Annotated in this window: 20 protein-coding genes; 10 read left to right on the top strand and 10 right to left on the bottom strand. The window is 67.8% G+C overall.

Going from position 1 to position 23,999, the window contains the following annotated elements; translation table 11 throughout:
• Positions 1-116: 116 nt before the first annotated feature.
• Genes G8760_RS06335 through G8760_RS06310 form a run of 6 tightly spaced genes read right to left on the bottom strand, consistent with a single transcriptional unit; the run spans position 117 to position 8,988 of the window.
• Positions 117-2,975 carry a hypothetical protein gene (locus tag G8760_RS06335; protein ID WP_166348536.1) on the bottom strand — a complete coding sequence of 953 codons (2,859 nt, stop codon included), beginning with the start codon at positions 2,973-2,975 and terminating at the stop codon, positions 117-119.
• Between the two features lie 3 nt (positions 2,976-2,978).
• A complete protein-coding gene (locus G8760_RS06330; RefSeq protein ID WP_166348534.1) occupies positions 2,979-4,904 on the bottom strand; it encodes a BNR-4 repeat-containing protein in 1,926 nt (641 codons plus the stop codon).
• A 51-nt stretch (positions 4,905-4,955) separates the two neighbouring features.
• Entirely contained in the window at positions 4,956-6,260 is a 1,305-nt protein-coding gene (locus tag G8760_RS06325) for a sugar ABC transporter substrate-binding protein (RefSeq protein ID WP_166348531.1), read from the bottom strand.
• A 45-nt stretch (positions 6,261-6,305) separates the two neighbouring features.
• Positions 6,306-7,220 carry a carbohydrate ABC transporter permease gene (locus G8760_RS06320; protein ID WP_166348528.1) on the bottom strand — a complete coding sequence of 305 codons (915 nt, stop codon included), beginning with the start codon at positions 7,218-7,220 and terminating at the stop codon, positions 6,306-6,308.
• Positions 7,217-8,188: a carbohydrate ABC transporter permease gene (locus G8760_RS06315; protein ID WP_166348525.1), complete on the bottom strand. Its 972-nt coding sequence runs from the start codon at positions 8,186-8,188 to the stop codon at positions 7,217-7,219. Before G8760_RS06315 ends, G8760_RS06320 begins: the two co-directional genes overlap by 4 nt.
• Positions 8,185-8,988 carry an IclR family transcriptional regulator gene (locus G8760_RS06310; protein ID WP_166348522.1) on the bottom strand — a complete coding sequence of 268 codons (804 nt, stop codon included), beginning with the start codon at positions 8,986-8,988 and terminating at the stop codon, positions 8,185-8,187. The genes G8760_RS06315 and G8760_RS06310 overlap by 4 nt, the downstream gene beginning before the upstream one ends.
• A 134-nt stretch (positions 8,989-9,122) precedes the next feature.
• Between G8760_RS06310 and G8760_RS06305 the strand changes: the two genes are divergently transcribed.
• The 6 genes from G8760_RS06305 (at position 9,123) to G8760_RS06280 (ending at position 13,879) form a co-directional block, all read left to right on the top strand.
• The gene (locus G8760_RS06305) at positions 9,123-10,322 is read left to right on the top strand and encodes a mandelate racemase/muconate lactonizing enzyme family protein (RefSeq protein WP_166349940.1); all 1,200 of its coding nucleotides are present in this window, start codon (positions 9,123-9,125) and stop codon (positions 10,320-10,322) included.
• Positions 10,319-11,233: a dihydrodipicolinate synthase family protein gene (locus tag G8760_RS06300; protein WP_166348519.1), complete on the top strand. Its 915-nt coding sequence runs from the start codon at positions 10,319-10,321 to the stop codon at positions 11,231-11,233. Before G8760_RS06305 ends, G8760_RS06300 begins: the two co-directional genes overlap by 4 nt.
• A gap of 70 nt (positions 11,234-11,303) precedes the next feature.
• Positions 11,304-12,029 (top strand): SDR family NAD(P)-dependent oxidoreductase, encoded by a 726-nt coding sequence (locus G8760_RS06295; RefSeq protein WP_166348516.1) that lies wholly within the window; start codon positions 11,304-11,306, stop codon positions 12,027-12,029.
• 80 nt (positions 12,030-12,109) lie between these two features.
• Positions 12,110-13,114: a zinc-binding alcohol dehydrogenase family protein gene (locus G8760_RS06290; RefSeq protein WP_166348513.1), complete on the top strand. Its 1,005-nt coding sequence runs from the start codon at positions 12,110-12,112 to the stop codon at positions 13,112-13,114.
• A 349-nt stretch (positions 13,115-13,463) separates the two neighbouring features.
• Complete coding sequence (locus tag G8760_RS06285; protein WP_166348510.1) at positions 13,464-13,637, top strand: hypothetical protein; 174 nt, start codon at positions 13,464-13,466, stop codon at positions 13,635-13,637.
• Positions 13,634-13,879, top strand: a complete 246-nt coding sequence (locus tag G8760_RS06280) for a hypothetical protein (protein ID WP_166348507.1) — start codon at positions 13,634-13,636, stop codon at positions 13,877-13,879. Before G8760_RS06285 ends, G8760_RS06280 begins: the two co-directional genes overlap by 4 nt.
• A 796-nt stretch (positions 13,880-14,675) precedes the next feature.
• Here the strand turns inward: G8760_RS06280 and G8760_RS06275 are convergent.
• The 3 genes from G8760_RS06275 to G8760_RS06265 form a co-directional block, all read right to left on the bottom strand.
• The gene (locus tag G8760_RS06275; RefSeq protein WP_166348504.1) at positions 14,676-15,557 is read right to left on the bottom strand and encodes a hypothetical protein; all 882 of its coding nucleotides are present in this window, start codon (positions 15,555-15,557) and stop codon (positions 14,676-14,678) included.
• Positions 15,532-16,068, bottom strand: a complete 537-nt coding sequence (locus tag G8760_RS06270; protein WP_166348501.1) for a SigE family RNA polymerase sigma factor — start codon at positions 16,066-16,068, stop codon at positions 15,532-15,534. Before G8760_RS06270 ends, G8760_RS06275 begins: the two co-directional genes overlap by 26 nt.
• Before the next feature lie 212 nt (positions 16,069-16,280).
• Entirely contained in the window at positions 16,281-17,120 is an 840-nt protein-coding gene (locus G8760_RS06265) for an oxygenase MpaB family protein (RefSeq protein ID WP_166348498.1), read from the bottom strand.
• Between the two features lie 100 nt (positions 17,121-17,220).
• Between G8760_RS06265 and G8760_RS06260 the strand changes: the two genes are divergently transcribed.
• Positions 17,221-18,180 carry an NADP-dependent oxidoreductase gene (locus G8760_RS06260; RefSeq protein WP_166348495.1) on the top strand — a complete coding sequence of 320 codons (960 nt, stop codon included), beginning with the start codon at positions 17,221-17,223 and terminating at the stop codon, positions 18,178-18,180.
• A 67-nt stretch (positions 18,181-18,247) separates the two neighbouring features.
• Here the strand turns inward: G8760_RS06260 and G8760_RS06255 are convergent, their stop codons facing one another.
• Positions 18,248-19,321: a 3-deoxy-7-phosphoheptulonate synthase gene (locus tag G8760_RS06255; protein ID WP_166348492.1), complete on the bottom strand. Its 1,074-nt coding sequence runs from the start codon at positions 19,319-19,321 to the stop codon at positions 18,248-18,250.
• A 450-nt stretch (positions 19,322-19,771) separates the two neighbouring features.
• Between G8760_RS06255 and G8760_RS06250 the strand changes: the two genes are divergently transcribed.
• The 3 genes from G8760_RS06250 (at position 19,772) to G8760_RS06240 (ending at position 23,857) form a co-directional block, all read left to right on the top strand.
• Positions 19,772-21,226: an amidase gene (locus G8760_RS06250; protein ID WP_166348489.1), complete on the top strand. Its 1,455-nt coding sequence runs from the start codon at positions 19,772-19,774 to the stop codon at positions 21,224-21,226.
• Between the two features lie 183 nt (positions 21,227-21,409).
• Entirely contained in the window at positions 21,410-22,060 is a 651-nt protein-coding gene (locus G8760_RS06245) for a TetR/AcrR family transcriptional regulator (RefSeq protein ID WP_166348486.1), read from the top strand.
• Positions 22,061-22,240: 180 nt separating this feature from the next.
• On the top strand, positions 22,241-23,857 hold the full coding sequence (locus G8760_RS06240) for an MFS transporter (protein ID WP_166348483.1): 1,617 nt from the start codon (positions 22,241-22,243) through the stop codon (positions 23,855-23,857).
• Positions 23,858-23,999: the final 142 nt, after the last annotated feature.

Raw genomic sequence — 23,999 nt, 5'->3', positions numbered from 1 at the left:
CGTCACCCGCCATCAACACGTCGTCACCGCATCTGATCGCTCCCATGCAAAAGATCAGGTGACAAAACGGAGATCAGGTGCACAACGGGGAGGGTGGACGGCGAGCTACGTGGGCACTACCAATCCCGGGACCCGGCCGCCGCGGCAACAATCGCCTGGGCCTCAGCCCGGTCCAAGAGCCCTTCGGCACGCCAGTCGTTGGCCGTGGTGCGCACGGAACGGACCAGGTCTCCTTGGCCGTCGAACGGGGCGGTCTGCCAGACGACGTCCAAGAATGTGCATCCGTCGCCGCGGTCGTAGTTCGGAACCCCCGAGTCGCTGGTACCGAACCGGATGGTCTCGTCCGCCGGGAACCCGTCCGGGCACGCGTCCACCTCGACTTGCACGCTGGTGGCGAAGGATCCGAACCCGTACGAGACGGTGACCACGTCGCCGGCTTCGGCCCCGAGGTCGTCCAGGTCGAGCAGCCCGGTGAACGTTCGGGCGCCCGGATCGGTCTGCCGGACCTGCACCTGCACCGGATCCGCGTCGCCGTTGTGGACGTCGACCAGCCCCTCGTCCACCGAGTTGGCGTGCAGGTTGAGCGGGGCGGTCAGGGTGATCGTCGCCGTTTCTCCGGGGGCCAGTGCGGTCACCGGGCTGCCGTCGCCGGCATGAACCGTCACGTCGGTGGTGTCTGCCGCTCGCCACGCCAACGACGTGTTCCACGCGGTGTTGAACGTTACCCAGCCTTCGGAGTGGCCGATGTTTCCGACCGACGGGTTGTAGGGATAGTGGTCGTTTTTCGGACTGCCGTCCAGGACCCCGCGGGCTCCCTGCAGACGTCCGGCACCACCCTGATATTCCGTGTACCAGCCGACGTCGACGCCCTCGAAACCCCATTGTTCGGTGGGGCCGCGGTGTGACGCGTGCCGGCCGGTCGGGTTACGCCCGAAGATGTTGTCGACGTGCGCGGTGGCGATACCCCGCAGCCGGGCGGACAAGAGATCCTCGTCGCCGAGCAGCCGGACCGCGGCCAGCGCTGGTGCAGCGAAGCCGGCGACGTTGCCGGTCTCGTTCGGGTCGGACGCGCCGCCGCCGGTGAACGACGGGATGGTCCACCGGTCGCCCGAGTAGCGTCGGAAGTCCCACAGGTTGTCCGAGCGGTCGACGACCACCTGCGCCCAGGCGCGGACGAAGTCCTCGACGCCAGCCGGTGCGGCATCCGGGTGCGCCTGGGTGAACCGGGTGAGCGCGGTGATCAGATGGTGCTCGCCCTGCCGTTGGCCCTTGGTGACGCGCGGGTCGCTGGGATCGACGTTCTCGAGGATCCACGCGGTTTGGTCATGGGCGGCCTGGAGATACCGGTGGGCGTCGTCGTGTCCTTCACGGACCGCGACTTCGTACATCATCACGTTGGGCCAGATCGAGTGGCCCACGGGGAACTCCCCTTTACCAGTGCCGATCTGGGTGTATACCTGCAACAGGTCGGCGGTGTGGTCGGTGTACTCGTGCCAGGCGAATCGGTTCTTCGCCGGCTGGTCCCACAACGGGAAGAGGTAGTCGCGGGCCCGCTCGTAGACGTCCCGCGGGATGTGCTGCTCCAGGTGTGGGTAGGCGTAGAGGAACGATGCCAGCTGCTCCTTCAGCATCGTGTGGTTCACCTCGCCGTCGAGGTATACCTCGACGGCCCAGTGGATCAGCCGGGCGATCTCCGGGGTATCCACCGGCAGCTGTTCCGGTAGGCCCACGTAGACCGCGTCCGGGTCGGTGATCTGCTCGAACGCCGACGGGTTGGCCAGGTAGAGGTCGACGAGCGAGTTGAGCTCGTACGAGAACTGGTGGGAGTCGCGCCAGCCCACCCCGTAAAGGCAGTTGGCCGGGTCGGTGCCGCCGTGCGCCATCAAGTCCATCCTGCCGTAGTAGCAGCGCACGTCGGTCATGAACGCGATGGCCTGCCGGTAGGAGACCCGTTCCAGCCAGAACGCCCCGATCCCGAACGGAACCGACTCGCCGCTGCCGGCCGCGCCGTCGACGGCCACCGTGAAGGGGCCCACGTCAGGTGGGTCGAACTCGGTGAAGTCGCCCACGCCGCCGTTGACGGTGCCTTCGTAGCGCACCGTCCCGGACTCGTCGGTGATGGTGAAGGGGGCGCCGTCCTCGGCCCGTGGTGCGGTGAACCGTTTCGTCTCGGTGAGGTTGAACCCGCTCTGATTCAGCATGATCGGCTGATCGATCTCGGGTTCGTGCCATTCACATCCGGTGGCTTCGGTGGGGTGACCGTCGGGGATGCCGGACAACTCGTGTACGGCGACCGACGCGAACGACGCGCGGGCGTGATACACGCCGATCCCGACCGTGCCACCTGCCGTCGGGGAGTCGACGGCGGCGACGGGTTGCCCGTCGACCTCGATCACCGAGATGTCTCCCGCCCGGCGGATCAGCAGGTCGTGCCATTCACCGGTCTCGATCGGCGCGGCCCCGGAGCACACCACGGCCTGGCCCAGCGGGCGGGCGGCGCGGATGCCGCCTGGCCCGGTGATCTGCGCCGCCAGATTGCGCTCGGTGACGACCAGTGGTTCACGGAAATCGGTCAGCAGGTTCACCGTCGGCGACGACGTCGCGGCCTCGAACCGGACCCGAGTGCGTACCTCGTAGTGCTCGGGCAGGTCGATCTCAGCAGCTGGGACCAGGTAGCGGCCAGCCGCTTGGTCACGAGTGTCGACCGTGACGTACGAGAACTCGGCGTGGGTGGTGCTCCACTCGTCGAGGGAACCGGCGATGGCCTGCCACCCGGCGACGCCGTCGGTGAAGTCGTCGACGAACAGGGGTTCCACAGCGGCTGTGCCGGGAACACCGGGCTCGTCGGCGGCGGGTGCGGTACTGGTCAGCGAGACCAGCAGGAGCGGGGTGAGCACCGCCGGGGTGAGCGCTACCCGGGTCAGCATCGTGGCCCGGCGTCGCCGGGAGGACTGCGTGGTACGGACGGGGTACATGGATCAACCTCCGGAGATGACCTCGATCTCGAACACGCGGGCGACGTCGATGGGGGAATCCGACGGATCGGTGATGACGAGCCGAACCTGGTCCGCCGCAGCGCCATCGGTCTCCGCCACTACGGACATGGACGTGTTGCCCGCGATGTCGGCCACCTGGTGCCACCGCCCGTCTCGGTGGAACTCGATGGTGAAATCGCGCAGCACATCCGTCGCCGGGATCGGCGCAGCGTGGTAGCCGCTGTAGACACGCACCTGATCGACTGGGTAGGTGGCCTCCAGATCGATCGTGATCACCGGCTCGGGGTCGTCTTGGGCGGAGATCCACCGGCTGTTGTCGGTGCACTGGCCGTCGACGGCGTTCTCCCCCTCCGCGCCCTCCCGAAGTACGGAGGAGACGGTGACCGGTGCGCCGAGTGCGACGTTCGTGCCGGCGGAGTCGTCGCCCAGCAAGCGCCCGGTGATGTCGGCGAACGTCTCGCCTCGCGGCGGCCGGCCGGTCCGGGGGACGGCGGCGTGCCAGACCCGGCCATGGTGGACGTCGGACATCGGCGCGGTCAGATAGACGGTGTCGTGTCCGCTGGTGCCGGTGAGAGCCCGCAGCCGTTGCAGACCCCGCTGGGCATCACCGAGCGGCACGAACCGCCAGCCGGCCCGTCCGTGGCCACGCTCGGCTCGGACCGCCTGGCTACGGTGGCCGCCGCACGCCTGTGCCTCGGCTACGAAGTAGATACGGGTGACCCCCTGCGCGTGGGTGGCGTCGATCGTCGCCGACGTCTGGACCGCGTCGGTGCCGGCGCTCGCCCGATCGGCGACGGTCTCGCGCACCCACGCCGAGCCGTCCCAGGTGGCATAACGGACGTCGAACCCGGCGAACGTGCTGCCGGTCGGTTCGGGACGGTAGCGGTACGCGATGCCGTGTAGCCGCGGGTTGGAGCCGTCCAACGCGATCTTGGCCGTCTGCACCGCCGGATACGGCGAGGTGATGGTCTCGTCACCGGTGAACGGCTGGTAGACCACCGGTTCGCCGTGATCTGGTCTGATCGGGACGTTCACCGGGGTTCCCGCGACGTCGCGGAAGGATCCGTCAGCGGGGTCGTACACCGCGTACGAGCCGAGATGCCGCAGCGCCGTCGCCGGCCATGGGCCCCACTCCCACGCCAGATGGATCCGGCCCGACGTGTCGACCTGGAGATCGTTCGGGTAGAAGGAGTAGTTGGTCGCGGAGGCCACCACCGCCTCGCGGCTCCACGTCTGGTTGCCGACGTCGAACCGGTAGAGCCGACCGTCCCGGATCGCCAACGAATCCCGGGCGGCGCGCACCATGACGTACACGTCACCGTCGTTTCCCCGCGCGGTGACCGGATAGGTGATGCCCATGGGTGCGTCCGGCATCTCGTCGCTGGCGTCAACCAGCGAGGTGACGTCACCCGGCATGGTGGTGCGGTAGTACCGCCACGGGTCGTTGTGCATGGACACGAAGGCATGGATGTGCCCGGCGCCGTCCACCACGATCGACGGCTGGTTGTGGCCGATGTCGTCGGGGTAGGTGACACAATCGCCGGCATCGTCGCGGAGACAGCCGGCGGTCCATTGGCCACCGGCATCTCGGGCGGCGACGTGGACCTCGTGCCTGGAGCCGGTCGTGGCCGGAGCGTTGTAGGCGAAGTACGTGACACCGCCGAACATGTCCAACGGACGCCACCATCCCGCCTGGTTGGAGGTGTCGACGGGGAACGGAAGCTGTTCGATCGGGGCATCGTGGACACCCGGGACCGGTCCGGCGCCGGCCGGGGCGGCGGCCCCGACCAGCGCGGCGGTGAGCGCGGCGGCCAGTCCCGCGACGAGGCCCCGCAATGGTGTGGTGGAACGGCGTGACGAGCTGCGAGAACGGGCCGGAGACGTGATGGTGCGGGTGAAAAGCGGCATGACGTTTTTCCTCCCGAGGTTTGGAGGCGCGACCTCCAACGGCGACCGTGGTCAGATCAGCGACTGCACGTCTTCTCCGGCCGCCCGCATAGCGTCGGCCGGGGTGGCCGAGCCCACGAGCGCGGCCTGGATGTGTTCGGCGACGGCGGCCTCCATCTGCGCGTACTGCGGGAACCGCCAGAACGGGCTGGGGGTGGCGGTGGCGGTGACCCGCTCGGAGAACGCCGCGGTGAACTCGTCGTTTGTCACCGCGTCCGAGCCGAGCGCGGCGTCGGTGGAGGGCGGGAGCGACAACTGCTCGAAGTATTCGACCGTGGTCTCTTCGTCGGAGGTCAGCCACTGGGCGAACTCCGCCGCGGTGTCCGCGCCGTCGCCGTCGACCACCACCACGATGTGCCCCCACAGGAGTGCTCGCGGGTCGTCGCCGGAGGCCACCACCGGCCGCGCGGCCGGAGCCATCTTGGCCTCTAGATCAGCATCCGGGGAGTCGGCCAGCACGGCGGCCTTACCCACGATCGCGTCGTCGTAGATCGCGGCGCGGCCCTGCGCGAAGAGACTCCGGGCGTCGAACCGGTCGACGTCGGCGGCGATCAGGCCGTCGTCGTAGAGCCGTTTGTACCAGGTGATCGCGTCGACGCTGGCGTCGTCGCCGATGGTGACCTGGTCGCCGTCGATGAGGGGACTGCCGAACGTCTCCATCCACATCAACGCGTCCTTCAGCGCCTCGACCTTGGTCGCGGCGGCATACGGGATGACGCCGTCGCCGAGCCCCTTGAGTTCGCGTAGCGCCGCCTCGAACTCTTCGATGTCCGTCGGAAGTTCGGCGACGCCGGCCTGGTCGAGCAGGTCGGTGTTGGTGACCAGCCCGATGGCGCCGATGGTCCACGGCAGGCCGTACTGGACGCCGTCGAGCTGACCAGCGGCGAGCGCGGCGTCGGTGTAGCCCCGGCCCTCCGTCAGCGGCGCGAGATCCCGCAACATGCCGAGGGCGGAGAGCGCGCTGAGCCAGGCGATGTCGAGCTGGGCGGCACCGGAGAACTGGTTGCCCCGGGTCTGCAGAGTTACCTGGTTCAGATACTCGGCCCAGGGATACGAGACGGTGTCGATCTGGACGCCGTGGTCGCTGGCGAACGTGTTCACCATGCCTTCGATCACCGGTTTGGGGGTCTCCTCGGTCAGTGACCAGGAGGCGAACGTGAAGTTTTGCCCATCACCGCCGTTGGTGGCGGATCCGGGTTCAGCCGACGACGACGACGCGTCGTCGGAGCCACACGCGGCGAGCCCACCGACGGTGAGCGCACCGGCGCCCGCTCCGAGCAGGTGGAGCAGGCGGCGTCGGGTGTAGAGGGTGCTCATGAAGACCTCCGGAAAGGAAGGGGCCAGTTGTTCCTGGTTGCTGGTTCAGCCCTTGACGGCGCCGGCGGTGAGTCCGCCGACGAGAAAGCGCTGGAGCAGGATGAAGCCGATGACAACAGGCAGTGAAACGACGAGCGAGGCGGCCATCAGCGACGGCCACGAGGTCTGGGCTTCGCCGACGAACGTGTTGACGAGGCCGGGCGGCAGAGTCTGTTTGTCCGGTCCGGCCAGGGTGAGTGCGTAGATGAAGTCGTTCCAGCCGCGGACGAACGCGAAGAGACCCGCGGCCACGAGTCCGGGTGCGGACAGCGGTAGGACGATGGAGTGGATGATCCGCATGCGGGACGCTCCATCTACCCGGGCGGCCTCGATGAGCTCGTCGGGGATGGTGTCGAAGAACCCTTTGAGCATCCAGACACACAGCGGCAACGTGAACGTGGTGAACGACAGCACCATCGCGGCGTAGCTGTTGAGCAGACCGTAGGTGCTGAACACCGTGTAGAGGGTGACCAGCAGCAACGCCTGCGGGAACATCTGCGACGACAACACCAGGTACATCAGGGAGCGCCGGCCCCGATAACGGAATTTGGAGAACGAATACGCCATGTAGGCCGACACCACCACGCTGAGCACGGCGGTGATCACCGAGACGATCACGCTGTTCGTCAGGTACCGGAACAGCTCCGGCCGGTTCGCCAGGTCCGCATAGTGCTCGAACGTGATGCTGGTCGGGAAGAAGGCCGGCGGGTACTGGAAGACCTGGTCGCGTGGGGTTAGGGAGGTGATGAGCAGCCAGTAGACGGGCAACATGGCGAAGCCGCCGAACACCACCACGGCGATCCATGCGCTGATGCGGTGCCCGCGGCGTTCTCTGGCGGATCGCCGCCGTGCCCGCTGCCGCGGGGGCGGGGCCGGTGGAGCCGGGGCGTGGGTGGCTTGGTGGGCGACGGTGGTGCTCATTGGCGCTCACCACGTTCGGAGAAACGGACGTAGGCGACGACGAACACGAGCAGGATCACCATCCATAGCAGGCCGAGAGCGCCGGCGCGACCGAGGTCGAAACCGGAGAAGGCCGCTTCGTAGACGGCCGTGGCGAATGTCTGAGTGGAACCGGCAGGGCCGCCGCCGGTCATCACGTAGATGATGTCGAAATGCTGGAAGTTCCAGATGAACTCCAGGAGGATGACCAGTCCGATGATGCCCTTGAGATGCGGCACCGTGATGGCGAAGAACCGCCGGATGGTCCCGGCGCCGTCCACCTCGGCGGCCTCGTGAAGTTCCCGGGGCACGGTCTGCAGTCCGGCCAGCAGCATCACCATCATCCAGGGAAAGCTGTTCCAGGTCTTGGCGATGATGAGCGCCGCCATCGCGGTGTTGGGCTGAGCCAGCCAAGCGGTGGGTTCGTCGATGATGCCGAGGCGTTCCAGCAGCCCGTTGGCGACGCCGTAGTTGGCGTTGAAGATCCACATCCAGAGGAACGACACGACGACGCCGGGCACCAGCCACGGCACCAACAGCAGGCCGCGATAGACGTTGCGACCGCGGATGCCGGTGTTCAGGGCGAGCGCCAGCCCGAAACCCACGATGAACGGCAGCACCGTCGTCCCGATGGTGAACACCATGGTCTGCTGGAAGATCCGCCAGAAGTTTCCCTCCAGGACGGAACGGAGGTTGTCCAGCCCGGCGAACTCGCGGCCCGGTACCACCAGGCTTTCGTCGAAGAAGGCGCCGACGAGGGCGGAGACCAGCGGATACATGACGACGGCGAGGAGCAGCGCGAGTCCTGGCAGGACGAGCACCACGGCGAACCGGCCGTCGCTGAGCCGGCGGGGAACACCCGGTGCGCCTCGTGGGTCGTCTGGTACCCGGTGGTCCGGCGGCTGTACATGACCAGCGCGCGGATCGGTGGGATGGACGGTGGGAGTCATCGACCAACTCCGAGGACGGCGGCCGTCGTGTGCTGCGGGCCTAAGTAGCCGAGGTCGACGCTGATGGCATCGGCGACCTCGATGACGGTGCGGGCCAGTTCCGGCTCGCGACTGGACAGGTCGAGGGCGGACAACGGTCCGGACACGGAAATGGCCGCCGCGACCGCTCCTGACTGGTCGAGGATGGGCGCGGCGATACAGGCGCGGCCGAGCGCTAGCTCCTCGACCTCGACCGCGTAGCCGCGTTCGGTGGCCTCGGCGAGGGTGTCGTCCAAGGTGGTGTGGTCGGTGACCGTCTGTGGGGTGAACCGGGTGAGTTCCGGCAACAGCTCGCGCCGGGCCGATGCGCTGAGCCCGGTCAGCAGGCATTTGCCGATGCCGGTAGCGTGCAGCGGGTTGCGCTGTCCGGTTAACACGTACGACTTCGGCGCCTGCGCACCCTCGAAGTTGCAGAGATAGAACAGCGAGTCTTCTCGGCGGGTGGCGACGTTGGCGCCGAGGCCAAGGCTGGCGGCGAGTTCCTGAGCGCGCTGCCGGGCGGCCCGATGCACCGGGTCCTGGTTGAGCGCCGCTCCGGCGAGGGTGATCAGCGCCGGGCCCAGCCGGTAGAGGTTGGTTCCGGAGTCGCGCTCGACGTAACCGATCGACTCCAGCGTCGACAGCAGCCGGGACGCGGTCGATTGCCCGACACCGGTGGCCGCCGCGACGTCGGCCGCCCGTAGTGACCGGCCCGGCAGGAACGTCGCCAGGACGGCGGCTGCCTTCTCGACGCTCTGGTTGGTGCCCTGGTCGGTTGCCACTTCGCCTCCGTAGGTGTGGACCTGGATGAACTAGTCCGTATGTGCGAGTGATGTCGTATCTATTGAGTAGGCCATGCAATATATGCAACGATTACGCACATGTTGCATGATGTCAACCACAGATTGCAGGCGTGATGCTGATAGATAACGTGGAGACCTTCGTTCTGAAGCTCCCTGCCGACGAGGCGTACCTTGGGCGGTTGCCGGACGGGACCCGCATGGGCGACGCCTACACCGTCCGCCCGCCCTGGCGCAGCCTCTATTCCGCTCGCTTCGAGACGCTGCTGGTCAAGGTCAGCGCGACGGACGGTACGGCTGGCTGGGGAGAGGCGCTAGCGCCCGTCGCGCCGGAGGTTCCAGCCACCATCGTCGACTTGCTTCTGGCACCTGTCCTGCGGGGCATGGATGCCAGGTCGCCACGGCCCGCGTGGTCGCGGCTGCGTGACCTCATGCGGGAGCGCGGGCACCTCGTCGGGCATCAGGCCGATGCCCTGGCCGCCGTGGACATCGCTCTGTGGGACCTGGCCGGACGGCTGGCCGAACTGCCCGTCGCGGCCATGCTCGGCGGCGCGTTCCGCAACGACGTTCCCGCCTACGTGTCCGGGCTGCCCCGCACCACCGATGCCGAGCGCGCCGAACTAGCGTCTCAGTGGGAGGGGCACGGTGCTTCGGCGGTCAAGCTACATCTGGGTTACGGGGTCGAGGCCGACATCGCCACCGTCGACGCGATCCAGGCAGCGGCACCGTCCCTGCGGGTCGCCGTCGACGCACACTGGGCCTACAACGGCCCCGATGCGCTGCGGCTGGCTCGCGCACTCGGCGACCGGGGCGGATGGTTTCTGGAGGCGCCGCTAGCGCCCGAGGACGTCGCCGGGCACACCGAGTTGGCCAGTGCGTCGCCGGTGCCAATCGCCATCGGGGAGACCCTCCGCAACCGCTACGAGTTCGGTGCATGGCTCGACGCACGCGCGGCCCGGATCGTCCAACCCGACGTCGCCCGCACCGGGATCACCGAGGCCATGATCATCGCTGACCTCGCGGCCGCCCGGCACCTGCCCGTCGCGCCCCATCACTCCGTGGGACTGGCCGTCGCACTCGCCGCCGGCCTCCACGTCAGCGCCGCAGTGGAAGACCTCGTCGCCTTCGAGTATCAGCCGAGCTCCGTCGACGTGGGCACGCGTATCCTCGGCCGGCCCATCCCCGTCGCGGCCGACCAGATCTCGTTGCCGGACGGTCCCGGGCTGGGGATCGACGTCGACGAGGGTGCCGTGCGGGCCCTAGCCGCCGCGAGCCCATCCATCCACCCAACACCGAGGAGCGACGAGCACCGATGACCCACACCATCCACGGCCTCGTGCCGATCCTGGCCACTCCCTTCCACCTCGATGGCACACTCGACCTTCCCGGGCTGCGCCGCCTGGTCGAGTTCCAGCTGGCCAGCGGGGTCGACGGGGTCGCGGTTTTCGGGATGGCCAGCGAGGGTTTCGCCCTGACCACTTCTGAGCGGGACGTGATCCAGCGTGAGGTGGCCGCTGTCGTCGACGGCGCGGTACCGATCGTCGCCGGGGTGAACGCTACGTCGACGGTGACCGCGCTGGAGCAGGCCCGGCAGGCCGCCGACACCGGCGCGCAAGCCCTCATGGTGCTGCCACCGTTTATGGTCCCGCCCACGCCGGACCAACTGGTCGACTTCTACGGTGACGTCGCCGGGGTCGGGCTCGAGGTCATGGTGCAAGACGCTCCCGGCGTCACGGGCGTCGCCATGCCCGCCGCTCTGGTGGTGGAGCTGAGCAAACTCGACGGAGTCACGTCGGTGAAGGTCGAGGCGCCACCGACGGTGCCGAAGGTGGGCGCCGTGGTCGACGCGGTGGGCGGTTGCATCGAGGACGGCGCGCGTGGGGATAGCGGGTTCGCGGTGCTCGGCGGGATGAACGCCCAGTTCGTCCTGGACGAGTACGCGCGCGGAGCCGTCGGCACCATGCCGGCCTGTGAGTTCCCGGACCTACTGGCGCCGGTGCTCGCGGACTGGACCGCCGGCCGGCACGCATCGGCCCGTGAAATGTTCGCCCGCCTCCTGCCGCTGATCGTGTACGGCTTGCAACCGGGGATCGCGTGGGCGGTGCACAAAGAGGTGCTGGTGCGCCGGGGCATCATCGATCAGGCTACGGTGCGGTTGCCGGCCCGGCCGATCGACGACACCGCCCGGACGTTGCTCGATCAGATCCTCGCTCCACTCTTTTCATGAGCCGTTGCATCGGGTCCGAGCCGTGGGTACATGATCGTCTGAGTGCTGACTCCGGGGTGGTGAAGGTTGGATGAAGGTGGTCGTCATTGGTGCTTCGTCGCCGATCGGACGGGCGATCGCCCGTCAGTTCCACGCCGACGGCGAGCGTGTCGTCGGTATCTCATTGGCGGCGTCGGGCGACACGTCGATGGTGGCGGAGCTGACGGCGGACTGTTCCCAGCCGGCGGCGGCCACGGCGGCAGTCGATGAGGCCGCCGCGCTGCTCGGCGGCGTGGACGTGGTGGTCCCAGCCGCCGGGGCGATGCCGGTGGCTGCTGCCCACGCGACCACCGACGACCAATGGCGCCTGGCGCAAGCCAGCTGCCTCGACACCTTCTTCTTCACCGCGCGCGCAGGGTTGCGCCACCTCGGTCCGGGGTCGGCGATCGTCGCCGTCTCATCGGTGAACGCGGTACTTGCCGCCCCGGGCGTCGCCGCGTACGCGGCCGCCAAAGGAGGTGTGGACGCTCTGGTTCGTCAGCTCGCCCTCGATTACGCCCGTCGTGGGATCCGGGTGAACGCGGTGGCCCCTGGGCTGGTCGGCGGTGCCGACGTTCCCGACGCCGGTGCCGGGTATCCCCGTGGTGCCCCGGTAACGGAGGTGGAGGTCGCCGCGGCCGTCGCCTTCCTCGCCGGGCCGCGGGCGTCCGGCATCACCGGTGTGGTCCTGCCGGTGGACGCCGGGCTGTCCATTACCTCCCCGGCGGTGTTCGCGCGGGCGGACCTCAAGGAGCGGCTGAACTTCCGCAGGACGTAGCGCTACGTCCTGCAACACGAGGTCGCCAGCGCTCGCCGTGCAGGACGTAGCGCTACGTCCTGCATTCGTATTCTGGTCTGATGGCCGATCAGCGAGTGTGGCGAGTGCACCGGCCTGGACCGATCCACACGGGTCCGGTACGGCTGGTGACCGAGCCGCGGCCCCAGCCCGCTGCCGGTGAGCTGTTGGTACGGGTGTTGGCCAGCGGCGTGTGCCGGACCGACCTGCATGTCGCCGAAGGTGACCTGCCGGTGCATCGGCCCGGCGTGGTGCCTGGGCATGAGGTGGTGGGGGAGGTCGTCGCCGTCGGCGCCGGGGTGGTCCCGGACGGGGTTCTGGGCTCGCGGGTCGGCATCGCCTGGCTGCGGGGCACGTGTGGGGTGTGCCGTTATTGCCAGCGTGGCGCCGAGAACCTGTGCCCACACTCGGTGTACACGGGATGGGATGCCGACGGCGGCTACGCCGAGTACGCCACCGTCCCTGCGGACTACGCGTTACGGTTGCCGTCCGGGTACGTGGACATCGAACTCGCTCCGCTCCTCTGTGCGGGCATCATCGGTTACCGTGCGTGGCGCCGAGTCGACCTTCCGCCCGGTGGTCGGCTGGGTATCTATGGCTTCGGTGGCAGCGCCCACCTGACCGCTCAGGTGGCATTGGCCCAGGGAGCCACCGTGCACGTCGTCACTCGGGGAGAGCAGGCGCGCGAGCACGCCCTAGAGCTGGGGGCGGCGTCGGCCGCGCCGAGTGTACCGCCGGAACCACTCGACGCGGCCATTCTGTTCGCGCCCGCGGGAGAACTGGTGCCGGCCGCGCTGGCGGCTTTAGACCGGGGAGGTACGCTGGCCATCGCCGGCATCCATCTCAGTGATATCCCCGCGCTCAATTACCAGACACACCTGTTCCAGGAGCGGGAAGTGCGCAGCGTTACCGCGAACACCCGAGCCGATGCCCGGGCGTTTCTCGATCTGGCTGGTCAACACCGGCTGACGGTGTCCACTGTTCGGTATGCGCTGGCCACCGCTGACCGGGCGCTACAAGACTTGGCCGAGGGGCGGGTGCGCGGCGCCGCCGTGCTTGTGCCATGATTCCTCTCGCCGTGATCAATTCGTCCTTGATCATCCCAGCCTGGGTGGGATGAGTGGTTTGTCGTCCGTTCGGTTGACGCAGGCCCGGCCGAATGGTCAGAGTTTGCCTACTGGCCCCGCCCAACCTTCCGATGACCTGGTAGAACGCAATACGTGACGAACGTTCGCGTTGCGGGAGAGCCGGTTCGGCGAGACCATCGAATTGGCGGATCCCCGTGCCGGACCACCCTCGTGGTACTCGCACACGTACGGCGAAAACATGCACGGCGAGGGCGGCATTCGGGCATCGTGGGGCGAGTGGAACTTGGTGCGTGGCGGCTCGAAGCCGGCCACGTCAGGGAGGACGGCCATGTTGCGCCGGGACACGGAGTACGTGTTGACCTGGAACGCGCAAAATCACAGCTGGCTGGTGCGGCCGATCGAACGCGACGGGAACCGCATCGTCCAGATCGGCCCCGGAGGCACCCAGATGGGTGACCCCGCCTGGGCCATGGATTCACTCGTCTCGGAGTGGGACGAATGAGCTCAAACCGCCTGCCCCGGCGGTTCGCGTTGCAACGCCACGAAGACACCACCGGGGTTTCGGGGGTGGGATTGGTCGCCTACGGCACGGTGTACCCGACAGGGCGCACCACGTTGGCGTGGTGTTGCGACGAGATCCCTTCTGTGACGGTGTACGACTCGCCGGAGCAGGTGATTCAGATCCACGGGCACGGCGGTTCTACCGACCTGGTATGGATCGACGAACCAGTCGGCGCCGACTGACACCTGTGAGCCCGGCGTCGACGGCCGCCGCGATTCCTGACGGCGGGTTTGATCTTGGTCGGTGTGTTACCGCTCCTTTAGCGGGGCTAGTGGCCCACGTGTGCACCTGATCTCCGTTTTGTCACCTGATCTTTCTCCCTGGGGCGATCAGGTGTGCTGAAAGTGCGTGGCGGCGCGGTGGGTGCATCTGATCGGGTCTTGGAGTGTGGACGCGTGGCGATCAGATGCGGGAACGGGGGGTATCGGTAGGTTGGTGCATCTGATCGGCAGGGTCTGGCGTCGAACTGCGTCGTGCATCTACGCACGGTGCGGCGTGCGCTGCTCGGGCCGTACGCCCATCGTGCCGTTATTCCTCCCACGGGTTTCGCCGACAGGCATGTCGGACTGTGATCGATCAGATGCACAACTGCCCTAAATGCGGCTGGCCGTGCGTCTGATCGTCGAGCGTCCATATCTCGGGATGCGATCAGATGCGCCCACCGCGCCGCCACGCGCCGTTGGCACACCTGATCGCCCCAGGGAGAAAGATCAGGTGACAAAACGGAGATCAGGTGCACAAGTGGGGGTGTAGCAGGTGCCTATGCCGCTGTCGATGTTGTGCTATTGGTGGAGCCGGCCGCCGCCTACCACCGTAACTACCTGATTCCCCTAGAACCCGGCGTAACGACGGACTTCGACGTACCGCCACCCTCACGCTACGGAAGCTGACCAGCGACACGCCAAAACAAGATCGAACCTCCGCCGTGATTCTCAACAGCGGAGGATGGCAACATGCATAAGGGGTGGACGATAACGCTCAGAAGCCCCATTCGTAGGCGGGTTGGCACTCCTGCGGATCGAGTTCTGCGTCGTCATCGTCAACCGGAAGATACTCGCCGCTCGGTAGGACGAAGCACCGTGTGCCCTCATGGTCGGTCGACGAGTCGTACATCAGCTGGCCGGATTCGTCATAGGCACGCAGGACGTAGCCGGGATGAGTGATGGCGAAGCTCCAATCAAGTCCGTCGTCCGCATAAATATCGTCATCGTCGCTGTCGTCCTGCATTGCGAGGAACCAGAAGCCGTCCTTCATGAAGGCGTCCTGTTCTGGGGCGTCGCCCACGCGCACCGTCACTCGGGCCACCTCAGGAATGTGCCGGCCGAACTCCAATCCGTCCTGTGTCACGGGAGCCAACAGGTGGTGGTCTTGCTCGTCGGTCAGGTCGTACTCAGTGAAGTAACAATGGTCCGTTACACCGTCAAGGCTGGCCACGAGGTGATTCTCGCCTTCTTGTGCGACGATCCAGGAAGCCCATGCCCAGTCGGGCGGAACATAGGCGCGGATACCGAATTTTGGTTCGACCTCAGTCCAATTGGCCCAGGAGTCCGTGTCGTCGGCGAACATGCAGGCGGTGTACGCCGTGTCGAGTTCGTCGGAAGACATCTCGCCGTACTCGAAGCTCGTGTCGTTGGAATCGGCGTACTCAAGGGACCGATTGGCCTCCAGGACACCAGGGAGCGTGGCGGCCCCGGTCGCGAGCAGCGCTGCCGCGGCCACACCACCGGCGGCCACCATCACGCGGTGCCGGAAGAGACCTCGCCGGCCGCGCCGGATGTCGTCCGCGGCGGACGACATCATCGGCGGCTCGCCCGAGAAGGCAATGCCGCGCAGCCTACGGCTGAGGTGCTCGTCGTCCATCGGTGTGGCTCCCTTCGAAGTCGTCGGCGGACAGGGTCTCCCGCAGACTGGCCATGGCGCGTGCGGTCTGGCTTTTGACCGTTCCTACTGAGCACTTCATGTCCGCTGCGGTTTCCTCGACAGAAAGCCCGTACCAGTGGCGCAGAACGACGGTGGCGCGTTGCCGCTCGGGTAACGCCTTGAGCGCGGTCACGAGGATGTCGGTATCCTCCAGCGTGCTCGTGCCTGGGACCGCGACGTCCAAGCCGTCGAGACCGGCTCTCTCCCGCCGCCACGGCCGGCGCTTTTCATCGAGATGCGCCCGCACGATGATGCGGCGGGCATAAGCTTCTTCCGCGCCGTCGCGCTGGATCCGACGCCAGGCGATGTAGAGCTTCACCAATGCCGTCTGCACCAGGTCTTCGGCCAGGTGCCAGTCTCCACATATGAGGTAGGCGACGCGGCGCAGATGGGCTCGCCGCGTGTTCACGAACTCCGCGAACTCGTCGTCGCGGTCTGGTCGTGTCGTCACCGCATTCGTTCCCCTCCAAACGCCGGAGCCGCCGTCGTCCCCCCGTGACCACTGGCGCTCGATCACGTGCTCTGTTACTTGTTCAACGCAAGCGAGGCCCGGTTTGGTTGTCGCTCCTGCGCGGGTGGTCTTGTTCCGTCGGCGGAACAAGACCACCCGCGCAGGTCGGCTGGGATCCTGCACGCGCGGTGATCGTCGCCGGATTTCTGCGGTTACCGGGTGGGGCGGGGCTCGGTGTGGGCCTCTGCCCGGCGCAGGGCGTCACGGTAGATCGGCCCCTCACGGATGGGTAAGACGCGGGTCAGCTGCCGTAGTCCGCGCACGGTCAGGCTCGCGGCAGTGTCCACGCCCGGTACGGGTGGCGTGCCATACAGCCGCTGAGCCCAGCGCGGTAGGAGGGTGAAGGCCAAACCTGCGACCACTAGCCAGGCCGGACGCCCCCCGGCCCAGGCATAACGACGGGGCATCGGCGGGAAGGTCAGGAAGCGGGCGACGTCCCGAGCCTCGGAGGTGAGCGCGAGCTCTGATTGGATGTCGGTGAAGTACTCCGCGACCGCTCGACCCGAAGCCGGCACGTCGTCCGGCGATAACCCCACCAGCTCCGCCGCGCGCACTTGTTCGGCGTAATAGTGGTCGACGTCGGCCCCGCTCAGGGGCACCCCGGCGCGCTGGGCCGTGGTAACGAACGAGTTGACCTCGCACACGTGCACCCAGCGCAGCAGGGGTGGTTCGTCCACCCGGTATATACGCCCGGAGACTGGATCGGTCGCGCGGAGATGCTCGTGAATCCGGCGGACCCGGGCGCCCGCCGCGTGTGCGTCGGCGGTAGTGCCGAAGACCACCGTCGCGACGTAGTCCGCGGTACGTATGAACCGTGCCCACGCACCCGTCCGGTAGTCGGAGTTCTGCGCCACCGCCGCGACCGCCCATGGATGCAGGGCTTGCAGGTACAGGGCGCGCACACCGGCAACCCACAGAATGGGCTCACGATGCACCCGCCAGCTGACGCTGTCTGGTCCGAACAGTCCGACGTCGGAACTCACCTTTGCCATCGTAATCCGGTGCTCGCGACCCGAGCCGGGGTGACGCTGCATGGTGATGCCCCGGTATGAGAGGCTGCGCGACGGATACCTCGGAGGTGACCATCCCACCATGAACGACACGCGGACCGATCGGGTCGAGGGAAACGGAGCCGGAACGAGCCGAGCCGTCGTCTTCGACGGCTATGGCGATGCCAGCGTCCTGCGAGTGGTCGAGATGCCACCGCCGCAGCCCGGAGCCGGCCGGGTTCGGGTACGTGTACACGCTGCCGGAATCCAGCCGTTCGACGTCAAGCTTCGACGGGGAGACACCGCGGACTGGGCGCCGGCGCGGTTTCCGCAAGGAGGGGGTTCGGAGTTCGCCGGTGTCGTCGACCAGCTCGGCCCTGGCGTCACCGAGTTCGCGGTGGGCGATGAGGTGGTCGGCTGGGCCGTCGGCGCCGCACATGCCGACCATGCACTCGCCCGGGCCGACTCCCTGGTGCGCAAGCCGTCGGCGCTGCCGTGGGCGGAAGCCGGCGCGCTGGGTGCGTCCGGTCAGACCGCTCACACGTCGTTGCAGGCGCTGGAGGTACGCGGCGGTGAGACTGTACTGATCCATGCAGCGGCAGGAGGAGTCGGCACCGCAGCCGTGCAGATCGCCCGAGCCTGGGGAGCCACCGTCATCGGTACGGCCAGCGAGCGCAATCATCGGTATCTGCGTGAGTTGGGTGCGGTGCCGGTCGCGTATGGCTCTGGCTTGGTCGATCGGGTCCGCGCCGCCGCACCAGGCGGGATCGACGCGGCGTTGGATGCCGTTGGCACCGAGGAGGCGCTGCAGGTGTCGGCGGAGCTGGTGACGGATCGTGATCGGGCCGGCACCATCGCTGGGCACGGGCTCGCCGAGGAGTACGGGGTGCGGGTCCTTGGTACCGAGCGATCCGCCGAGAGACTGGCGTCGTTGGTCGAGCTCTGCGTGTCCGGTCAGCTGCGGGTGCGGATTCATGCGACGTACCCGCTGGCCGAGGTCGCCGCAGCGCATCGTGAGGTGGAGTCCGGCCATGTGCGGGGCAAGATCGTTCTCGTCCCCTAGACGCCCCCCTTCCCCATGATCGTTGGCTTTTGACCACCAAAGTCGGTGGTCAAAAGCCAATGATCACCTAGGCGGGGGTGGCGGAGCGGCGGGTCCGCACGGCGGCCGCGAGGTCGTCCAGCAGCCGCTCGGTGGTGTCCCACGCCATACATGCGTCGGTCACGCTCTGGCCGTACGTGAGTGGTCCCGCATCGAGATCCTGGCGGCCGGCCACGAGGAAACTCTCCAGCATGATGCCGCCGATGCCCGTCGCACCGCCCGCGACCCGCGCGGCGATCTCCTCGGCGACGACGGCCTGCCGCTCGTGGTCCTTGCCGCTGTTGCCGTGGCTGGCGTCGATGACGAGGCGCTCCGGCAACTCCGCCTTCTGCAGCAGCGCCAGGGCGTCGCGGACGTCGTCCGGCCCGTAGTTCGGCCCACCGCGCCCACCCCGGAGGATCACGTGGCAGTCGGGATTACCCGCGGTGGAGACCGCGGCGGCCCGGCCCGCACCGTCGACCCCGAAGAACACGTGGCTGCTCGCGGCGGTGAGACAACCATCGATGGCCGCCTGGACGTCGCCGCCGGTCGCGTTCTTGAATCCGATTGGCATGGACAGCCCCGACGCGAGCTGCCGGTGTACCTGGCTCTCCGGGGTTCGGGCACCGATGGCTCCCCAGGACACGGCGTCGGCGATGTACTGCGGGCTGATCGGCTCGAGGAACTCGCAGCCGACCGGCAGACCGGTGTCGAGCACGTCGAACAGCAGGGTCCGGGCCAGCCGGAGCCCGCGGTGGATGTCGAATGTGCCGTCCAGGCCCGGGTCGTTGATCAGGCCCTTCCATCCCACCGTCGTGCGGGGTTTCTCGAAGTAGACCCGCATGACGATACGGAGGTCGGCGTCGAGGCGGGAGGCAACCGAGGTGAGCCGTCGCGCGTAGTCGAGTGCCGCGTCGGGATCATGGACCGAACACGGGCCGACGACGACGAGCAGTCGGTCGTCGGCACCGGCCATGATCTGGCGAACCTCGGCTCGGGTGCGCTGGACGAGTTCCTCGTGCCGGCGGTGCGGCGGCAGTTCGCGCAGCAGCTCCTGGGGTGCGATCAGCGGCTGGATGTCGGTGATCCGAAGATCGCTGGTGGGTGTGTGGTTGTGGGACATTTCGCGGCTCTTTTCCGTTCCTCATCGGTGACGGGACGGCCCGCGAACGCACCCGAGCCGGCCCGTCTGAAACGACGAAAGGCAGCGACACGAGTCGCTGCCTCTGCTGGCTCCGGGTGGGGTGGTTGGTCAGGGTGCGCTGGCCGCGGCTCCACCCGGAGCCTGCGTAAAGCGCCAATACCAACGAACCTCGACCACGAGACTGGACTATAGCCCCGCGCCCCGGACGACGTCTACCCGCGACTCCGGGTGACGTTTACCCCGCGACTCCGGGTGACGTTTACCCGCGACTCCGGGCGACGTCGACCCGCGACCGCGGCCGCCCACCATCCGGGGCCACGAACGACGTCCACCTGCGATGCGGCCGGGCCGCGACGTTCGCCACGTCCCGTCGGTTTCGGCAGCGAATCTAGGGTGCGGCCCGCCAGGGTGACACGTAGGGTCGGAGGTGTGTCTGAGATACCCGAGCTGACGGCGTTGGAACTGGTCGCGGCCTACCGGGCGGGCGAGACGTCACCCACAGAAGTGCTCGACGCTACTCTGCGGCGGGCTGAACGTCTGGGGCCACAGGTGGGCGCGTTCGTCGCGCTCGCACCCGAACTGGCCTGGGAGCAGGCGATCGCCGCCGAACGTGCGTTGGCCGGCCGCGCGGTTGACGGCGAGCGGGGGATCGAGTTGGCGCCCGACGCCCCGCTGTTGGGCGTGCCGTGTCCCATCAAAGATCTCACTATGGTGGCCGGCGTTCCGGTCCGTGTCGGCAGCGCCGCACTCGGAGACACGATCGCATCCGTCGACGACGGGGTGGTCAGACTGTTGCACGACGCCGGGACATTGATGGTCGGCAAGACCAACACCCCGGAGATCGGGTTGCCCGCGTATACCGAGCCGGACATCGCGCCGCCCGCGCGTACCCCGTGGGACCTGCGGCGTTCCGCAGGTGGTTCCAGCGGTGGCGCGGCGGCGGCGGTGGCGGCCGGGATCGTGCCTATCGCGCACGGCAGCGACGGCGGCGGTTCCATCCGGATTCCGGCCAGCGCGTGTGGTCTGGTTGGCCTCAAACCCACCCGGGGGCGGGTCAGTCCCGGCCCGTATGGCATCGAAGGTGCGGGTTTGGCCACCCACGGTGCGTTGACCAGGGACGTCCGCGACACCGCTGCCGTGCTCGATGTGCTTTCGAGAAGCTGGCCGGGTGACTTGTTCACCGTGCCCGGTCCGCGGACCACCTTCCTCGAGGCGTGTGAGCGTCCCCCGGGTCGGTTGCGGGTCGGCTTGCTGTCCACGCCGGTGGTCGCCGCCGACGTCCCGGTCCATCCCGTGTGCGTCGAGGCGGTCGAGCAGACGGCGATGTTGTTGCACGAACTCGGCCACTACGTCGAGCCTGCACCGGTGCCGTTTCCGGCCGAGCGTTGGGTGTCCTTCGAAGCGTTGTGGTCGGTGATGGCGTTGCTGGCGCCCATCCCGCCGGAGTCCGAGCACCTCCTGGTCCCGCTGACCCGCTGGCTGCGGGACAAAGGGCGGGCGGTCACCGGACTCGAATACGCCCAAGCCGTCAACAACGTGCAGCTCATCACGCGCGAGGCGGCAGCCACATGGGCGACGTACGACGTCATCCTGGCGCCCACCCTGGCCCAGCCACCGGCGCTGGTGGGAGGGTTACGCAACGATGCCGACCCGGCTGCCGACTTCGCGGCCCAGACGGCCTATACGCCGTGGACCAGTGTGTGGAACCTCACCGGCTGGCCGGCCATCAGTCTGCCCTTACATTGGGCCGACGTCGACGGCGTCACGCTGCCGATCGGCGTCATGCTCGGTGGGCGGCATGGTGCCGAGGAGACCCTGCTGTCGCTATCGACGCAGCTCGAAGCCGCTCGTCCATGGCGAGACCGCCGCCCGCCGCTGGACTGATCGCCACAGCGCACCGGCGGATGACGTTGCGGTTGCTGCCCGACGGCTGCCTCGCGCCGCGTCGAATGTGATGTACGTCACGTCAGGGTCGGAAATTCCGGGGAGCGAGTCCCCGTTTAGCTCATTGTCCGGCTGTAACCGGGGATCTGATCCCCGGTTCGGCGTCAAACGATCCACGAGGAGGTGCCAGCCGTGAACGCCACTGCCACTGCCGGCCCGCGGCGGCGCGCCGATGCCTCCCGCAACCGCGAGCGCATCCTGGACGCGGCCCGCGAGGCGATACTCGAAGATGGCCCCGACGTCCCGCTGGACACCATCGCGCAGCGGGCGGGCGTCGGCAACGCCACCGTGTACAGGCACTTCACCGACCGCAAAGCACTCCTGCGCGAGCTGATGCTGTACTCGATGACGCGTATCACCGACGCGGCCGAGGCTGCCCTCGCCGACCGGTCCGACGCGTTCGAGGTGCTCCGCGGGTTTGTTCACACCGCCGCCGACGAGCGCGTCGGCGCACTCTGCGGCATGCTCTCCGAAGACTTCGATGCCCGCCAGTCCGACGTCATCGCCGCACGAGACCGCCTGACCCACGCGGTTCAAGCACTCATGGACAGGGCCCGTGAGTCCGGACAACTACGGCCAGACGTGGCCATCGGTGACCTGATGGTCGCCGTCACCCAGCTGGGCCGGCCACTGCCTGGTTCCGAATGCGCCCATTTCAAACGTTACGCACGTAGGCACCTGCAAGTGTTCGTGGACGGCCTGCGTAACCCGGCCCGGTCAACGCTGCCCGGGGATCCCATCACCATGGAAGAACTGGAGCGCCGCACCACCTGATATCCCTCGCCTGAACGTCGCCTGCCGGCGCCCCACCATCGCGCCTGTCGCGTCGGACTCCGCCGAGCTGCCGATTCCCGGTCCGTAGGGGCTGGTCGTCGCAGCACGGACGGCCGTTGGCTGCCTTGTCGACCGCGCCGAAACATCTCATCCACCTCTCCACCTGATTGGTGACTCCGCATGTCTGAAATATCCCAACCTGCTCAAGAACAGCCGGAACGTGTCCCGCTGGCCACCCCGGGGACCCCGGCTCCAGGTGGCGATCAGCGGGTTGGTGCGCCGGCCGCACCAACACCACCGGCGCGCACCACCCCTGACCCGCGGCGCTGGAAGGCCTTGGCCTTCATCTCGATCGCCCAGCTGATGGTGGTGCTCGATGCCACCATCGTCAACATCGCGCTCCCATCCGCACAGGTCGAGCTCGGCATCTCGGACGGCAACCGGCAGTGGGTCGTGACCGCGTACGCGCTGGCCTTCGGTGGCTTGCTGCTGCTCGGCGGCCGGATCGCCGACATCTGGGGCCGCAAACGCACCTTCAACACCGGTCTCGTGGGCTTCGCCATCGCCTCGGCCATCGGCGGCGCGGCCGTCAACGAGGCGATGATGTTCGCCTCGCGGGCCTTGCAGGGCGTCTTTGGCGCCTTGCTCGCCCCGGCGGCGTTGTCGCTGCTCGCAGTGATGTTCACCGACGGTAAGGAACGCGCCAAAGCCTTTGGTGTGTTCGGTGCGATCGCTGGCGGCGGCGCCGCGGTCGGACTGATCTTGGGTGGTGTGCTTACCGAATACGTCGACTGGCGTTGGGTGTTCTACGTCAACATTCCGATCGCCCTCATCGCCCTCTTCGGATCCGTCGCACAGATCCGCGAACCCGAGGGCGGCCGCAACCCGGCGGCTCTCGACATCCCCGGCGTCCTGCTGGGCACCAGCGGCATCGTCGCCCTCGTATACGGTTTCGCCCGCGCGGAATCCGAAGGGTGGACCGAGGGGGTGACCCTGTCGATGTTCGTCCTGACCGTGGTTCTGTTGTCGTCGTTCGTCCTGGTGGAGCGGCGAGCCAAGGCGCCACTGCTGCCGCTGCGCGTCGTGCTGGATCGTAACCGTGGAGGGGTGTATCTGGCACTCGGCATGGCGATCGTGGCCATGTTCGGGCTGTTCCTGTTCCTCACCTACTACCTGCAGATCGTCGAGGGATACAGCCCGGTCAAGACCGGCCTGGCGTTCCTGCCGATGGTCGCCGGAATGATCACCGGGTCGACTCAGATCGGCGCCAGACTGATGACCAGGGTGCCGGCCCGCTACCTGATGGGCCCGGGACTGCTCGTCGCCACCCTCGGGATGCTGATCCTCACCCAGCTCGAACCGGGCAGCTCCTACGTCACGATCGTGCTTCCGGCGCAGATCCTCCTCGGCCTGGGGATGGGCGCGACGTTCATGCCGGCGATGAGCCTGGCCACGTTCGGTGTCGAACCACGCGACGCCGGCATCGCCTCAGCGATGATCAACACATCCCAGCAGGTCGGCGGTGCCATCGGGATCGCGCTGTTGAACACCGTTGCGACGAGCGCCACCGCGTCGTACCTGACCACCCATCTGGCCAGCGGGCCGGCGGACGTCGTTCAGCTGGAAGCGATGGTGCACGGTTATACGACGGCTATCTGGTGGGCAGTAGTCATTCTGGCGGCCGCGGCGGTGATCGCATACACGTTCGTGACCGCGGATCAGCGCCGCGCCGGTGGTGTGGTGGGCGGAGGCGATGCGTCCGCTGACGGCGACCAAGTTCCCGTCCTCGTCCACTAACCCGTTTGTGCACCTGATCTCCGTTTGTGCGCCTGATCGTTTCCGGGGGAGCGATCAGGCGCACAAACGTGGCGTGCGGCAGCCGCGCCTGCATCTGATCGCATCACACGATGTGGGGCGCTTGACGATCAGATGCGCGAAC

Origin of the sequence: Phytoactinopolyspora limicola (genome assembly GCF_011320225.1) — a bacterium.
Classification (GTDB): domain Bacteria; phylum Actinomycetota; class Actinomycetes; order Jiangellales; family Jiangellaceae; genus Phytoactinopolyspora; species Phytoactinopolyspora limicola.
Note: the sequence above shows the minus strand (reverse complement) of the source record. Positions and strands in the feature narration are given on the sequence as shown.

Coding starts and splice junctions, on each gene's coding strand:
- G8760_RS06280 (WP_166348507.1), top strand. CDS start 13,634: ATGAGCTCAAACCGCCTGCCCCGGCGGTTCGCGTTGCAACGCCACGAA.
- G8760_RS06255 (WP_166348492.1), bottom strand. CDS start 19,321: ATGTCCCACAACCACACACCCACCAGCGATCTTCGGATCACCGACATC.
- G8760_RS06320 (WP_166348528.1), bottom strand. CDS start 7,220: ATGAGCACCACCGTCGCCCACCAAGCCACCCACGCCCCGGCTCCACCG.
- G8760_RS06325 (WP_166348531.1), bottom strand. CDS start 6,260: ATGAGCACCCTCTACACCCGACGCCGCCTGCTCCACCTGCTCGGAGCG.
- G8760_RS06295 (WP_166348516.1), top strand. CDS start 11,304: ATGAAGGTGGTCGTCATTGGTGCTTCGTCGCCGATCGGACGGGCGATC.
- G8760_RS06240 (WP_166348483.1), top strand. CDS start 22,241: ATGTCTGAAATATCCCAACCTGCTCAAGAACAGCCGGAACGTGTCCCG.
- G8760_RS06300 (WP_166348519.1), top strand. CDS start 10,319: ATGACCCACACCATCCACGGCCTCGTGCCGATCCTGGCCACTCCCTTC.
- G8760_RS06315 (WP_166348525.1), bottom strand. CDS start 8,188: ATGACTCCCACCGTCCATCCCACCGATCCGCGCGCTGGTCATGTACAG.
- G8760_RS06275 (WP_166348504.1), bottom strand. CDS start 15,557: ATGGACGACGAGCACCTCAGCCGTAGGCTGCGCGGCATTGCCTTCTCG.
- G8760_RS06330 (WP_166348534.1), bottom strand. CDS start 4,904: ATGCCGCTTTTCACCCGCACCATCACGTCTCCGGCCCGTTCTCGCAGC.
- G8760_RS06335 (WP_166348536.1), bottom strand. CDS start 2,975: ATGTACCCCGTCCGTACCACGCAGTCCTCCCGGCGACGCCGGGCCACG.
- G8760_RS06265 (WP_166348498.1), bottom strand. CDS start 17,120: ATGGCAAAGGTGAGTTCCGACGTCGGACTGTTCGGACCAGACAGCGTC.
- G8760_RS06290 (WP_166348513.1), top strand. CDS start 12,110: ATGGCCGATCAGCGAGTGTGGCGAGTGCACCGGCCTGGACCGATCCAC.
- G8760_RS06260 (WP_166348495.1), top strand. CDS start 17,221: ATGAACGACACGCGGACCGATCGGGTCGAGGGAAACGGAGCCGGAACG.
- G8760_RS06305 (WP_166349940.1), top strand. CDS start 9,123: ATGCTGATAGATAACGTGGAGACCTTCGTTCTGAAGCTCCCTGCCGAC.
- G8760_RS06285 (WP_166348510.1), top strand. CDS start 13,464: ATGTTGCGCCGGGACACGGAGTACGTGTTGACCTGGAACGCGCAAAAT.